The sequence below is a fragment of the Streptomyces sp. NPDC127097 genome, from assembly GCF_042724075.1.
Classification (GTDB): domain Bacteria; phylum Actinomycetota; class Actinomycetes; order Streptomycetales; family Streptomycetaceae; genus Streptomyces.
The window spans coordinates 1-13,281 of record NZ_JBHXFI010000030.1; the positions used below are offsets into that span (position 1 = coordinate 1).

Annotated in this window: 13 protein-coding genes; 7 read left to right on the plus strand and 6 right to left on the minus strand. The window is 72.2% G+C overall.

The genetic code is table 11. The features are described from left to right. Positions 1-206 precede the first annotated feature (206 nt). Positions 207-1,448, plus strand: a complete 1,242-nt coding sequence (locus ACFWJW_RS22365) for an ABC transporter ATP-binding protein (protein ID WP_387244067.1) — start codon at positions 207-209, stop codon at positions 1,446-1,448. Between the two features lie 506 nt (positions 1,449-1,954). Continuing rightward, positions 1,955-2,854: an ABC transporter permease gene (locus ACFWJW_RS22370; RefSeq protein WP_387244278.1), complete on the plus strand. Its 900-nt coding sequence runs from the start codon at positions 1,955-1,957 to the stop codon at positions 2,852-2,854. 12 nt (positions 2,855-2,866) lie between these two features. On the opposite strand, the gene ACFWJW_RS22375 is transcribed toward ACFWJW_RS22370, so the two are convergent. Then, the gene (locus ACFWJW_RS22375; RefSeq protein WP_042148807.1) at positions 2,867-3,184 is read right to left on the minus strand and encodes a hypothetical protein; all 318 of its coding nucleotides are present in this window, start codon (positions 3,182-3,184) and stop codon (positions 2,867-2,869) included. 186 nt (positions 3,185-3,370) lie between these two features. Between ACFWJW_RS22375 and ACFWJW_RS22380 the strand changes: the two genes are divergently transcribed. Continuing rightward, a complete protein-coding gene (locus ACFWJW_RS22380; RefSeq protein WP_387244070.1) occupies positions 3,371-4,414 on the plus strand; it encodes an LLM class flavin-dependent oxidoreductase in 1,044 nt (347 codons plus the stop codon). Positions 4,415-4,567: 153 nt separating this feature from the next. Here the strand turns inward: ACFWJW_RS22380 and ACFWJW_RS22385 are convergent, their stop codons facing one another. Continuing rightward, positions 4,568-4,960, minus strand: coding sequence for an SCO5389 family protein (locus ACFWJW_RS22385; protein WP_085922944.1), 393 nt, complete (start codon positions 4,958-4,960; stop codon positions 4,568-4,570). A 249-nt stretch (positions 4,961-5,209) separates the two neighbouring features. Between ACFWJW_RS22385 and nucS the strand changes: the two genes are divergently transcribed. Next, positions 5,210-5,872 (plus strand): endonuclease NucS, encoded by a 663-nt coding sequence (nucS, locus tag ACFWJW_RS22390; protein ID WP_042148800.1) that lies wholly within the window; start codon positions 5,210-5,212, stop codon positions 5,870-5,872. A gap of 95 nt (positions 5,873-5,967) precedes the next feature. On the opposite strand, the gene ACFWJW_RS22395 is transcribed toward nucS, so the two are convergent. The 4 genes from ACFWJW_RS22395 to ACFWJW_RS22410 all read right to left on the minus strand — a co-directional run bounded on the left by ACFWJW_RS22395 (position 5,968) and on the right by ACFWJW_RS22410 (position 11,035). Next, on the minus strand, positions 5,968-8,538 hold the full coding sequence (locus ACFWJW_RS22395; protein WP_387244074.1) for an ATP-binding protein: 2,571 nt from the start codon (positions 8,536-8,538) through the stop codon (positions 5,968-5,970). A 380-nt stretch (positions 8,539-8,918) separates the two neighbouring features. Beyond that, positions 8,919-9,242 (minus strand): STAS domain-containing protein, encoded by a 324-nt coding sequence (locus ACFWJW_RS22400; RefSeq protein WP_387244077.1) that lies wholly within the window; start codon positions 9,240-9,242, stop codon positions 8,919-8,921. 147 nt (positions 9,243-9,389) lie between these two features. Continuing rightward, positions 9,390-10,238 (minus strand): 3-hydroxyacyl-CoA dehydrogenase family protein, encoded by an 849-nt coding sequence (locus ACFWJW_RS22405; RefSeq protein ID WP_387244081.1) that lies wholly within the window; start codon positions 10,236-10,238, stop codon positions 9,390-9,392. A gap of 155 nt (positions 10,239-10,393) precedes the next feature. Further along, positions 10,394-11,035, minus strand: a complete 642-nt coding sequence (locus tag ACFWJW_RS22410; RefSeq protein ID WP_387244084.1) for a TetR/AcrR family transcriptional regulator — start codon at positions 11,033-11,035, stop codon at positions 10,394-10,396. Between the two features lie 80 nt (positions 11,036-11,115). Between ACFWJW_RS22410 and ACFWJW_RS22415 the strand changes: the two genes are divergently transcribed. The 3 genes from ACFWJW_RS22415 to ACFWJW_RS22425 are packed head-to-tail and all read left to right on the plus strand — an operon-like array spanning position 11,116 to position 13,246. Continuing rightward, positions 11,116-11,898 (plus strand): ABC transporter ATP-binding protein, encoded by a 783-nt coding sequence (locus ACFWJW_RS22415; protein ID WP_387244087.1) that lies wholly within the window; start codon positions 11,116-11,118, stop codon positions 11,896-11,898. 9 nt (positions 11,899-11,907) lie between these two features. After that, positions 11,908-12,663, plus strand: a complete 756-nt coding sequence (locus ACFWJW_RS22420; RefSeq protein ID WP_387244090.1) for an ABC transporter permease — start codon at positions 11,908-11,910, stop codon at positions 12,661-12,663. A 10-nt stretch (positions 12,664-12,673) separates the two neighbouring features. Then, the gene (locus tag ACFWJW_RS22425; protein WP_387244093.1) at positions 12,674-13,246 is read left to right on the plus strand and encodes a cob(I)yrinic acid a,c-diamide adenosyltransferase; all 573 of its coding nucleotides are present in this window, start codon (positions 12,674-12,676) and stop codon (positions 13,244-13,246) included. Positions 13,247-13,281 lie beyond the last annotated feature (35 nt).

Here is a 13,281-nt window from a genome sequence, read left to right on the forward strand (position 1 = left end):
GGGCAGGGGTGTGGGACTGCTTCGCTTTACGTCCCACACCCCTGCCCCTCCGGCCCGTCCCCTCCCGTTGTGGGTGGGGAAAAGAAGGGGGGTGGGGGTGCTTGTATGTCCTCGATTGACGGGAACCGTCAATGGCCGGATAGCCTCCTAATGCTCACGGGGGTACGAGAGCGCCTCTGCCCCGACCATCTCGCGAGGGGCGGAGAATGATCGAGGCAGTCGGCCTGACGAAGCGCTATGGCGCCAAGACGGCCGTGTACAACCTGTCGTTCCAGGTGCGGCCGGGTACGGTGACCGGCTTCCTGGGGCCCAACGGCTCCGGCAAGTCCACGACGATGCGCATGATTCTGGGCCTGGACGCACCGACCTCGGGGCGGGCCACCATCGCCGGCCGTCCCTTCCGCAGCCTCCCCAACGCGCCGCGCCAGGTGGGCGCGCTGCTCGATGCCAAGGCCGTGCACGGCGGGCGCAGTGCGCGGCAGCATCTGCTGTCGCTCGCCCAGGTGTCCGGCATCCCGGCCCGCCGGGTCGACGAGGTGCTCGGTGTGGTCGGTCTCCAGGAGGTCGCCGGGCGGCGTTCCAAGGGCTTCTCCCTCGGTATGGGCCAGCGGCTCGGTATCGCCGCGGCGCTGCTCGGTGACCCCCAGGTGCTGCTCTTCGACGAGCCGGTCAACGGGCTCGACCCCGAAGGCATCCTGTGGGTGCGCAATCTGATGAAGCAGCTGGCGAGCGAGGGCCGTACGGTCTTCGTCTCCTCGCATCTGATGAGCGAAATGGCGCTGACCGCCGAGCACTTGATCGTGATCGGCCGGGGGCAGCTGCTGGCGGATATGTCCGTGAAGGACTTCATCTCGGCCAACTCCGCCGATTTCGCCCGGGTCCGTACCCCGGACACCGAGCCGGAGCAGCGCGAGAAGCTGACCGCCGCGATCGGTGAGGCGGGCGGGCAGAGCGTGCCCGAGCCGGACGGTGCGCTGCGGGTGACCGGGCTGCCGCTCCCCCGCATCAGCGAGCTCGCGCATCAGGCCGACGTCCGGCTGTGGGAGCTGTCGCCGCACCAGGCGTCCCTGGAAGAGGCGTATATGCAGATGACGCAGGGCGTCGTGGACTACCGCTCGACGGCGGACGCGCGGGCCGGTCTTCAGGAGGCCCCCGCCGGGTACGCCCCGCAGGGATACGCGGGCGGTCCGGGGTTCCCGCCGGGTCAGCCGGTTCCCGGTCAGGTTCCGGCCGGTGTTCCCGGTCAGGGGCAGCCGAATCCGTACGCCCAGCAGGCACCGGCTCCCGGGCCGGGCTGTCCGCCGCCCGCTCAAGGTCACCCGTACGGGGGTCCCGAGCAATACGGTGCGCCTCACCCGTACGGGCAACAGCCCGCCGCGCCGATGCCGCCCGCGGCTCCCGCCGCCCCCGCCGACCTGCCCACGCCCCACCACGAGGACGCCCGATGACCAGCCCTCAGCAGCCGCAGCCCCAGCCGCAGCCTGAGCGCGGACCCCACGACACCGGCGCACACGAGCAGCCGGTGCCGGCCGCGCCGCCGATGCCGCCCGCGGCGCCGCCGGCCGCACCGCACCAGCCGCAGGGCGGGCCGCCGCAGACGCCGCCCGGCCAGCAGCAGCCGCCTGCCCAACAGCCGGCGGAGCAGCCCGCGCCCGCCAAAGAGGCCGGCACGATGATGCTCCAGGCCCAGCCCGCGCCCGGGCAGCCCGCGCCCGCCAAGGAAGCGGGCACGATGATGCTCCAGGCCCAGAGCCCGGCACCCGCTCAGGACCCGGCACCCGCGCAGGCCCAGGCTCCGGCGCCGCCGCAGCACGGGCAGGCGCCCGCCCAGGGTCCGGCACCCGCGCAGCCCGCCCCGGCCAAGGAGGCCGGGACGATGATGCTCCAGGCGCAGCAGTACCCCGAGCCGCGGCCGCTCGCGGCGCACGGGCCGGGCAAGGACGCGGGCACGATGATGCTCCAGGCGCCGGTCCAGGCCCCCGCGCCCGCCCAGGCCCACGGCCAGCCCCAGCAGCCCCAGGCCCAGCAGCCGCCGGCCCCGCAGCACCCCCAGCCGGCCTACGCCGGCGCGGGCGGCTATGTCTCGCCCATCCCGGTGCGCCCCACCCACCTCGGTCATGCGCTGCTCTCCGAGTGGACGAAGATCCGGTCGCTGCGCTCGACGATCTGGACACTGGGCGTGATGCTGCTGCTGTGCGTCGGCATCGGCCTGCTGGCCGCCCTCGCGGCGGGCTCGGACCGCGAGCTGGACCCGGTGCTCGGCCTCGGCTTCGTCGGTGTCCTGCTCGGCAGCCTGTGCGTGATCACCCTGGGGGTGCTGTCGATCTCGTCCGAGTACGGCACCGGCATGGTCCGTACGACGCTGACCGCCTGCCCCAGCCGGGTACGGATGCTGACCGCGAAGGCGATCGTCTTCTTCACGCTCGCCCTGGTGATCACGACGGTCGCGACCGGCCTGGTCGCGCTGCTCGACAGCGCGATGCTCAACGGCCCCGCGCCCACCGCCGACCAGTGGCTGCGCGCCACCGTCGGCGCCGGTCTCTATGTCGCGCTGCTCGGTCTGCTGGCGCTGTCCGTCGGCACGCTGCTGCGGCACTCGGCGGGCGCCATCAGCACGATGATGGGCGTGGTGCTGCTGCCGATGCTGCTGGCGCTGTTCCTTCAGGGCGAGAGCCTCAAGGACGTCCAGCAGGCGCTGATCGAGTACTCGGTGCCCAGCGCGCTCGCGACGCTGTACGACATCCCGTTCCTCAGCACCGGTCCGACCGGCTGGACTCCCGTGTGGATCCTCGCCGGGGTGACCGCGGTGACGCTGGGCGGCGCCTACGCCGCCCTCCTTCAGCGCGACGTCTGACGCCGCCCGCCCTCAGTAGCGGGGCGCATTCCGGGACCGCTGGAGCCGCGCGCTCCGGCGGTCCCGTGCGTTCCAGCACGCCTTGTGCCAGTGCCGGCGGTCGTCGACATCGCCGTGCTGCGGCCAGGCGACGACATGCGGCACCCCGGGCGGGATCTCCTGGTCGCAGCCGGGGCAGCGGTAGTGCTTGGCCGCGCCGCCGCCCCCGACCAGCCGGACGACCCAGTCCTCGCCGCGCCATTCCTCGGTACGTTCCAGGCCGTAGCGGTCACCGCCCGTGCGGTCGACGGGCTTCGCGCCGCCGTGCTGGCGGTTTCGACGCGGGGACACAGAGCACCTCGGAGAGTCACGGGGTCACGGGATGTCACCAGCGTACGCGGCGCGGTCACGGGCGAACCCCCCTCGGCTGGATTCTGCGATCATCGGGAAATTTGTCGTCAGGCCGTGCCCTTGGCACGTGTCACACGTTGTTGCCTGTATGGGGGAGTCGCGTCGGCTGCGAGGAGGCAGAGAGCGATGCGCGTTGGGGCTTTCATCCTGGCCGCTCAATTCCCCGGTCAGGGACAGGGGGAAGCACTGCACCGCGCGGTGCGCTCCGCGGAGGTCGCGGAGGAGGCCGGACTCGACGATGTCTGGCTCGCGGAACACCACTTCGTACCGTACGGCGTCTGCCCGAATGCGGTGACGCTGGCCGCGCTGCTGCTGGGGCGGACCCGCCGGATCGGCGTCGGGACGGCGGTGAGCGTGCTGCCGACCCAGCATCCGGTGGCGCTCGGTGAGCAGGCGGCGCTGCTGCATCTCACCTCCGACGGCCGGTTCACGCTCGGTGTCGGCCGAGGCGGGCCGTGGGTCGATCTGGAGGTGTTCGGCTCCGGGCTCGCCGCGTACGACCACGGCTTCCCGGAGTCACTCGATCTGCTGATGCGCTGGCTGCGGGAGCCCCGGGTCGGCGCGCAGGGCGAGCGTTATGCGTTCCGGGAGGTGGCGGTGGTGCCCCGGCCGGCCGAGGCACTGACCGATCCGGACGGGTCGGGTCCCCCGGGCCCGCCGGTGGTGGTGGCCTGCACCTCCGCCTCGTCGGTCCGTACGGCCGCGGAGCGCGGGCTGCCGATGCTGCTGGGCATGCACTGCGGTGACGAGGAGAAGGCGGAGATGGTCGCGCTGTGGCGGTCGGCCGCCCTGGAGGCCGGGCGGGACGGCGACGAGGTCGCCGCGGCCGGGCATGTCTCGGCGGGCGTGGTGCAGATCGCCGACGTCCGCAAGGCGGCGGCGGAGACCCTCACGAAGGCGATGCCCGGCTGGCTCCAGCAGGGCCTGGGCGCGCATGTGACGGTCGACGGCCGCTATCGCGCGATGCGTGATCCGCTGGCCTATACGGAGCTGCTGTGCGGGCTGCATCCCGTCGGCCCGCCGCAGCTGTGCGCCGACCGGCTGGCGGCGACCTCGGAGCGTACGGGCATCACGCGGTTCGCGCTGCTCGTCGAGGGCTCCGGCGACCTCGCGGCGACGGAGGAGAACGTGCGCCGGCTGGGCGCGGAGGTCCTGCCCCAGCTGGGGTGACCGGTCCGGGTGCGCGGCCGGTGTGCGGGTGACCAATGTCGTGCGGTGGTGCGGTGGCGCCGTACTCGAAGGCCGGCGTGCTGTGGGTGGTGCTGCCGCTGGCGCACGGCACGGTGCGTGTCACAACCGTGTGCGCAGCGGCAGCAACTCCGTTCAGCAGTCGCGGAGTTCGGGCGACTGGTTCAGCAGCTGACCGCGGATGGACGTGAAGCGGGTCAGACGGTCGTCCACCGCCGGGTCGAGCGGGAAGACCGCGACCCGGTGGCAGTTCTGAAAAGCGAGCCGCACACCGAAGTGCCGCTCCAGCGAACCACGGATGGCGTCACTCGCCAGCGCGCGCAGCAGTTGGCCGCGCGCCTGCTCGTCCGGCGGCGGCGTCTGATTGTCGGCGAACTCTCCGCCGTCCACCTTCAGCTGGGCCACCAGAGAGCTGATCATCCCCCATGCGAAGGGCAGGGAGGTCCGGACGCAGTCGACAAATGCGGCTTCGTCGACCTCGCCTCGCTCGGCCTGTTCGAGGAGGGCCGGTGAGACGTCGAGCGACATGAGGTTCTCCTCTCGCGGCCCCGCCGGGACGGACGGGGCCTAGGGACGGGACAAGGGGCTTTGCGACGGAGCGTGTTCGCCTCACAACCCCCCGCTTCAACGGTATGCCGCGCAAGAGGCCCGCACCAGGAGATTGCACATACAACCGGCCATCGGCGGACGCCGGGGGTGCGGGGATTTCCCCCGTAAAGACACCGTGATCCAGGGCGAATCGCGTAGGTGGCCCCTGGTCGAGTAGCGTGACGCCCCATGCGTCTCGTCATCGCCCGCTGCTCCGTGGACTACGCGGGCCGGCTCACCGCCCATCTTCCTTCCGCCCCTCGCCTCATCCTGGTGAAGGCGGACGGCTCCGTCTCCATTCACGCGGACGACCGGGCCTACAAACCCCTCAACTGGATGTCGCCGCCCTGCACTCTCAAGGAGGGCGACGGTGAGGTGTGGACGGTGGAGAACAAGGGCGGCGAGAAGCTCATCATCACCCTTGAGGAGGTCATGCACGACTCCTCGCACGAGCTCGGCGTCGACCCGGGCCTCATCAAGGACGGTGTGGAGGCCCACCTCCAGGAGCTCCTCGCGGACCGGATCGAAACCCTTGGTGAGGGATACTCCCTGATTCGGCGTGAATACCCCACTGCCATCGGTCCGGTGGATATCTTGTGCCGGGACGCCGATAACCAGACCGTCGCCGTCGAGATCAAGCGACGTGGCGAGATCGACGGTGTCGAGCAGCTGACCCGCTACCTCGAACTCCTCAACCGCGACCCGCACTTGGCGCCGGTGAAGGGCATCTTCGCAGCTCAGGAGATCAAGCCGCAGGCGCGGGTGTTGGCCACCGACCGCGGTATCGGCTGCGTGGTGCTGGACTACGACGCCCTGCGCGGCATCGAGGACGACAAGCTCCGCCTGTTCTGACCCCGCCCGTCCTCCAGGAGGGCGGCACAGCGCAACGGCCCGGCGGTTGACCGGGCCGTTGCGCTGTTGTGTGCCGGGTGGATTCCTGCGGGCCGTCAGGCGGTCGGGGCGCTCGCCGTGCCGGAGGAGGTGGCCGTGCCGTCCGACGGGGTGCCGCCGGAGGGGGCGGTGCCGGAGGTGCCGCTCGCGGAGGGGCCGGAGGCGGACTGCGAGGGGCTCCCGGAGGTCGGCTTCCCGGTCGGCTCGGTGGGCGTCGTATCCGACGGCGAGGGGTCGGTCGGCTCGTCCGACGGTGTCGGGCCGCTCGGCTCGTCCGTCGGCGGGTGCGTGGGGCGGGTCGGCCGGCCGGTGGGCGTGGTGGGCCGCTCGGTCGGCCGCGTCGGGTCGGCCGTCGGGTCCGACGACCCGGTGGCGGGGTCGCTGGGCGAGCCGCTGGCGGAGGGGCTGCCGGAGGAGAGGGACGGGCTGCCCGACTGGCCGGCCGTGCCGGGCCGGGACGTGCCCGGGCCGGTGGGCGGCCGGCCGGTGTCCGTGGCGGTCTGCTCGGCCGGCAGGTCGCTGCTCTCCCCGTCGTCCGTGGTCTGTTCCGTGTTGACCTTGTCGTGGTGCGGGTCGTCGCCGCCCGTCGCCCCGATGGTGACGACGGTGCCGAGGACGGCCGCCAGCAGGGCACCGGCGCCCGCGGCGACCACGTTGCGCCGCGCCCCGCCGAAGATCCGCCGGACGCCCTTGGCGGTGCCGTCGGCGCTGCCGGTCCCGGCCGCCGGGACGCCGGTGGTGGTCCCGGTCGTCGCGGCGCCCCGGGCCGCGAGCGTGGCCGCGGCCCGCTCGGCACGCGGCTTGTGCAGCTTCGCGGTCGAGGCGGTGTCGAACGGCGTGGCGGGGGCCTTCGAGGTGCCCTTCCGCGCCGCGGAGGCCGCGGCCGTCGGCAGGGCCGTGGTGGCCGCCGCCGCGGAGTCGGCCCGCGTACGGTCGGTGACCAGCGCCAGGGCGCGCCGGCCGGCCACCGCGCCATTGCGGTCGGAGAGCACCCCGCGCAGCCCGATGGACGCCTCCAGCTCGGCGCGCGCCCGGTCGAGGCTGCCGGTGCACAGGGCCAGCACACCCAGCTCGTGGTGGAAGTACGCCTCCTCGGCGACCTCACCGGCGAGCCGGGCGGCCTCCTGGCCGTGCCGCAGGGTGCGCTCCCAGGCGCTCCAGTGCAGTGCCGCGGCGAAGGCCGGGGCGGCCGTACGGGCCAGCAGCACGGCCGCGCTGGCGTGTCCGCTCTCCCGGCTGCCGGTCAGGACGCCCATCGCGGCCAGCGCCACATCGGACTCGGCGGCGGCCCGCTCGGGGCTCACCGAGGGGTGGCCGGCCCACCAGGCGTAGTGCTGGGCGACGGTGTGCGCCCGGGCGGCGGCGCCGTCCGCGTAGCCGGCCGCCGTCAGCTGGTCCTGGACGGTGGCGGCGAGCCGGTAGTGGCCGCCGGCCGGGGTGATCAGACCGCAGGCCAGCAGCTCGCCGAGGGCGGCGTCGGCGTGGGTGTCCTGGGTGAGGGCCGGCAGATGCGCCTGGTGCGGCAGCTCGCCGCCGAGCGCGACGGCGAGGCGCAGGGTCTCCCGGGCGGCTTCGGTCAGCCGCGAGGCGAGCAGCGGGGCGGGTGCGGCGGCCTCGCCGAGCGACGGCAGCGCCGTCTCCGGGCTCTCCTCGGGCTCGGCGGCCGGCTCGTCGGTGCCGCCCTCGGGGAAGAGGCCGTAGCCGTCGTCGAGGGCGCCCGGCCCGGCCTGCGTCCGGTCGTGCTGCCGCAGCAGGGCGGCGGCCTGGACGAACCGCAGGGGCAGGCCCTCGGACTCGAACCAGAGGTCGGCGGCCCAGGCTTCCTCGTCGTCGGTGAGCGGCCGGTCCACGGCGCGCTCCAGCAGCCGGCCGCAGCCGCCGCGGCCGATGCCGCCGAGGAAGACCTCTTCGAGGTGCGAGCCGGCGCTGGGGGCGGCGACGTCGGGCGTGGCGGCGATCAGGAAGGCGCACTCGGGGGTGGCGTCGAGCAGCTCGTCGAGCGCGGCGCCGCCGAATTCCAGGTCGTCCAGGACGACGATCGCGCCGATCTCGGCGACCATGCGCAGCATCTCGGGCCGGTCGGGGCGGTGCTGCGGGGCCCGGTAGACGGCGGCGAACAGCGCGTACAGCAGGTCGGTGGAGGTGCGGTGGTAGCCGGAGAGCCGGATGACGCCATCGGGGGCGAGGTCGCCGCAGGCGGTGGCGACGGCGTCCAGCAGCCGGGTGCGGCCGGAGCCCGAGGGGCCGGTGACGCGGACGGAACGGCCGCGGGAGAGCAGCCGGACCAGGCGTTCGATGTCCTCGGTGCGCTCTTCCAGTGCGGTCTCGGGCCCGGCGGTTCCGGGCGGGCCCGGCGGCAGCGGGGGCGCGGCGGCGAGGGCGGCCGCGGCGCGTTCCTCCGCGTCGAGTCTGCCGGGGGCCTCGGGGCGCTCCCCGGGCGGGCAGGGCTCTATCTCGCTGCCGTCGACGGGGTTGACGGTGACGAGGTAGCGGCCCGAGACGAGCCGGACGACGCGGGCGAGCCCGGTGGAGCCGTTCTGCGCGCCGCCGAACGCGGGGGCCGGCGGCACGGCAGGGCTGCCCTGCTCGCCGTACTCCTCAGGTCCCCGGTGAGTGTTCGGGTCCATGCTGCAAGCTCCCAGATGCTTCGTTCCGCTCCGCCTCCGCCTCCGCCCAGCGTCCTCGGTCCAGGAGGCGGAGCGGCGTGCCGACCGCGCTTCCGGCTGTCCGCACTCCCCCGGCGCCGGCAGCTCGTCCTCAGGCGTCGCGGCCGGTCCGGTACCCGCCGCGGATGATGACATACGGGCGGGAACCGAACCTTAGACCTGGACGGCGGCCCGGTGCACCGCCGGGGGCGGGTCCTGACCGGAACTTCCGCGATTGCGCGGTATGGCGCTGTTTACGACATTTCCGTCGCACAGTTCTGCATTCTTCGGACTCTTTGCCCTGCGAGTCCGATCGCTCCCCGGGTGCCCGTGAAGCCGTCGGGCGGCGCACCGCCCTTGCCTCACACCCGGGGAACCGATTCCGCTTCGATGCCGCCCTCGATCGCGAGGATGCGGTGCAGCCTGGTGGCGATCAGCAGGCGCTGCATCTGGGGCGGCACGCCGCGCAGCACCAGCCTGCGGTTGACCCGGCCGGCGCGACGGTGCGCGCCCATGATCACGCCGAGGCCGGTGGCGTCCCAGGAATCCAGCTCGGTCAGGTCCAGCACGAGATCGCCCCGACCGGAGTCGACGGCGGCGTGCAGGGCCGTACGGGCGTCCGCCGCGCTGCGGACGTCAAGGCGGCCCCCGACGACCAGCTCGGCGTGGTCGCCCCTGATGTGCATATGCGCTCCCCGATGTCATGGGTGATGAAGCCTGGACGTCTACAGATCTGACTGCCTCTCGTGCGGCGAAGTTGCCGCCTGTAAGCGAACCGATACCGAATTCACCCCACGGGGTGACGCCATCAGGCCGATGGGCCTGATGCGGCATCAGTGCTCGTAGAAGCCCTGCCCACTCTTGCGTCCGATATCGCCCGCATCGACCATCCGACGCATGATCTCCGGCGGGGCGAACTTCTCGTCCTGGGACTCGGTGTAGATGTTGTCGGTGGCGTGCAGCAGGATGTCGATGCCCGTCAGGTCGGCGGTGGCCAGCGGTCCCATCGCATGGCCGAAGCCCAACTTGCAGGCGGTGTCGATGTCCTCGGCGCTGGCCACGCCGGATTCGTAGAGCTTGGCGGCCTCGACGACCAGCGCCGAGATCAGGCGGGTGGTGACGAAGCCGGCCACATCGCGGTTGACGACGACACAGGTCTTGCCGACCGACTCGGCGAACTGCCGGGCGGTGGCGAGGGTTTCGTCGCTGGTCTTGTAACCGCGGACCAGCTCGCACAGCTGCATCAGCGGCACCGGCGAGAAGAAGTGCGTGCCGACGACCCGCTCGGGGCGGGTGGTGGCCGCGGCGATCTTGGTGATCGGGATGGCGGAGGTGTTGGAGGCCAGCACCGCCTCGTCCTTGACCAGCTTGTCCAGCGTCTGGAAGATCTCCCGCTTGATCTCGATCCGCTCGAAGACGGCCTCGACGACGATGTCCGCGTCGGCGGCGGCCTCCAGGTCGGTCGAGGTGGTGATGCGGGCCAGCGCCTGCTCGGCGTCGGACGCCGCCAGCTTGCCCTTGGCGACGAACTTCTCGTACGAGGCTTCGATGCCACCCTTGCCCCGGGCCAGCGCCTCGTCCGTCACATCGCGAAGAACCACGTCCCAGCCCGCCTGGGCGGAGACCTGCGCGATACCGGACCCCATGAGTCCGGCGCCGATGACGGCGAGCTTCTTTGCCACTGCTGTCCCCTCACACCCTGTGCATTTGACGGTCCTGGGTGACGTTAGCGGTCGTGAGCGATCCTTTGGAGGGTAAGAGATGCGCGTCACGTCTCAGATGACGGACATCACACCCCCGGGTCGCTTCCGCGGGGCACGAACCGGACAGTCCGCCGTCAGCCGACCGTCCGTACGGCATAGTTGAGGACCTTTTCGCCCAAGAGATCCTCCATCTCGTCGAGCAGGACCAGGGCCTCCCGGGAGACCTCGGCGGGCTTGCGGCCGGCCAGCATCTCCTGCGCGATCCACCCCATCAGACTCTGGTGCACCCAGCCGATCTGGCCCGCCATCAGGCCCGGCAGCGGATCGCCGGCCGGGGCCCCGGTCTCCTCCCGGAGGGTTTCCTCCAGGTTGGTGTGGACCTCCTGCTGGAGGTACCAGAGCCGCGCCTTGAGGGTGGGCGCCTCGTGCACCACCCGCATGAACTGGTCGTACCCCTCGATCAGTCCGACCCGCGGCGAGACCGCCTCGACCTCTTCGCGCAGTTCGCGCAGTACGGCGGCGGCCGCGGACTCCCCCGCCGCCCGGCCCCGTACGAAGCGGCAGAGCCGGTCCACGATGCCCTTGCTCCGGTCGAGGAAGAGGTCCTCCTTGGCCGGGAAGTAGTTGTAGACCGTGTTGACGGAGACCTCGGCGGCCTCGGCGATCTCCGCGATGGTCACCGCGTCGAAGCCGCGCGCCAGGAAGAGGCCGGTGGCCACGTCCGAGATGTACTGGCGGGTCTGCCGCTTCTTCCGCTCCCTGAGCCCCTCTGCCATGCCCTCACCCTACCCCTCACTGGGCGGACTGCATTTTTGGGGACGTTGCAATTTTTCAGTCCCTCTGTTTTTCTAAGGGCATGCCAGTCCTCAGCGCGTCCGGACTCGCCCGGACCTTCACCACCAAACGCGGCGCCGTCGAGGCCGTACGCGGTATCGATCTCACCGCCGAGCGCGGCGAGATCCTCGGCTTCCTCGGCCCCAACGGCGCCGGCAAGACCACCACCCTGCGGATGCTCACCACCCTGCTCGCGCCGACCGGCGGCACCGCGACCGTCGCCGGCTGCGACCTCGTCCGCGACCCGGCGGGCGTCCGCCGCGCCGCCGGCTACGTCGCCCAGTCCGGCGGCGTCGACCCCAACATCTCGGTACGGGAGGAGCTGGTCACCCAGGCCCGCCTCTACCGTCTCGGCAAGGCCGAAGCCCTGGCCCGTACCGAGGAGTTGGCCGCCGACCTGGGGCTGGACGGGCTGCTCGACCGCAAGACCGCGACGCTCTCCGGCGGTCAGCGGCGCCGGCTGGACATCGCGATGGGCCTCACCCACCGCCCCCAGGTGCTGTTCCTCGACGAGCCCACCACCGGACTCGATCCGGGCAGCCGCGCCGATCTGTGGGATCTGGTCCGCCGGATCCGCGCCGAGCACGGCACCACCGTCTTCCTGACCACGCACTATCTCGACGAGGCCGATGCACTGGCCGACCGACTGGTGATCGTCGACAAGGGCGTGGTGGTCGCGGAGGGCACCCCGGAGGCCCTCAAACGCACCCATGCCGGCTCCCCCGACGCCTCCCTCCAGGACACCTTCCTCGCCATCACCGGCACCGCGCCCGCACCCCGGGACCAGACCCCCGTCGCCCTCTAGGAGCTCGCCTTGTCCGCCCTGCTTTCCGACACCGCGCTGGTCTTCGGGCGGTACGCCCGCCAGACCCTGCGCTCCAGGCTCCAGATGCTCTTCGGGGTGCTGATGCCGCTGCTGTATCTGCTCTTCTTCGGGCCGCTGCTCACCGAGCTGCCACTGTCCTCGTCGGGCAGCTCCTGGCAGGTGCTGGTGCCCGGCCTGCTGCTCCAACTCGCCCTGTTCGGCGCCTCGTTCTGCGGTTTCGGCATCATCGTCGAGAAGCAGTACGGGGTCGTGGAGCGGATGCGGGTGACCCCGGTGAGCCGGCTGGCGCTGCTGCTGGGGCGGGTGCTGCGGGACGCCCTGCTGTTCGTCTTCCAGGCGGTGCTGCTGGTGCTGGCCGCGCTGGCCATGGGGCTGCGCGCGCCGCTGCCCGGCATCCTCATCGGCTTCGCCTTCGTCGCCGTGCTGACCGTGGCGCTGGCCTCGCTGTCGTACACGCTGGCGCTGAAGGTGAATACCCCGCAGGAGTTCGGGCCGGTCATCAACTCCCTCACCATGCCCTCGATGCTGCTGTCCGGGCTGATGCTGCCGATGGCCCTGGGGCCCACGTGGCTCGATGTGCTCTCGCACTTCATGCCGTTCCGCTATCTCGTGGACGCGGTGCGCGCCGCCTTCGTCGGCGACTACGCCTCCTCGGCCGTGCTCTACGGCGTACTGGTGGCGGTCGCGTTCGCCGCGCTGTCCGTGACCTATGGCACCCGGGCCTTCCGCAGGTCCGCGGCGTAGGCTCGCCCATATGGTGAATCTGACGCGCATCTACACCCGCACCGGCGACAAGGGCACCACCGCCCTCGGCGACATGAGCCGTACCGCCAAGACCGATTCGCGGATCGCGGCGTACGCGGACGCCAATGAGGCCAATGCGGCGATCGGCGTGGCCCTGGCGCTCGGCTCGCTCCCCGAGGACGTCGCCGCGGTGCTGCTGCGGGTGCAGAACGACCTGTTCGACGTCGGCGCGGACCTCTCGACGCCGGTGGTGGAGAGCCCCGAATTCCCGCCGCTGCGCGTCGAGCAGAGCTATATCGACAAGCTGGAGGCCGACTGCGACCGCTTCCTGGCGGAGCTGGAGAAGCTGCGCAGCTTCATCCTCCCGGGCGGCACGGCCGGCGCCGCGCTGCTGCACCAGGCGTGCACGGTCGTCCGCCGCGCCGAGCGCGCCACCTGGGCGGCCTTCGAGGAGCACGGCGAGACGATGAACCCGCTCACCGCCACCTACCTCAACCGCCTCTCCGACCTCCTGTTCATCCTGGCCCGTACGGCCAACAAGGAGGTCGGGGACGTGCTGTGGGTACCGGGCGGGGAGCGCTGACCGGGCTCGTGCCCGATCCGCCGGAGCCCTCGGTC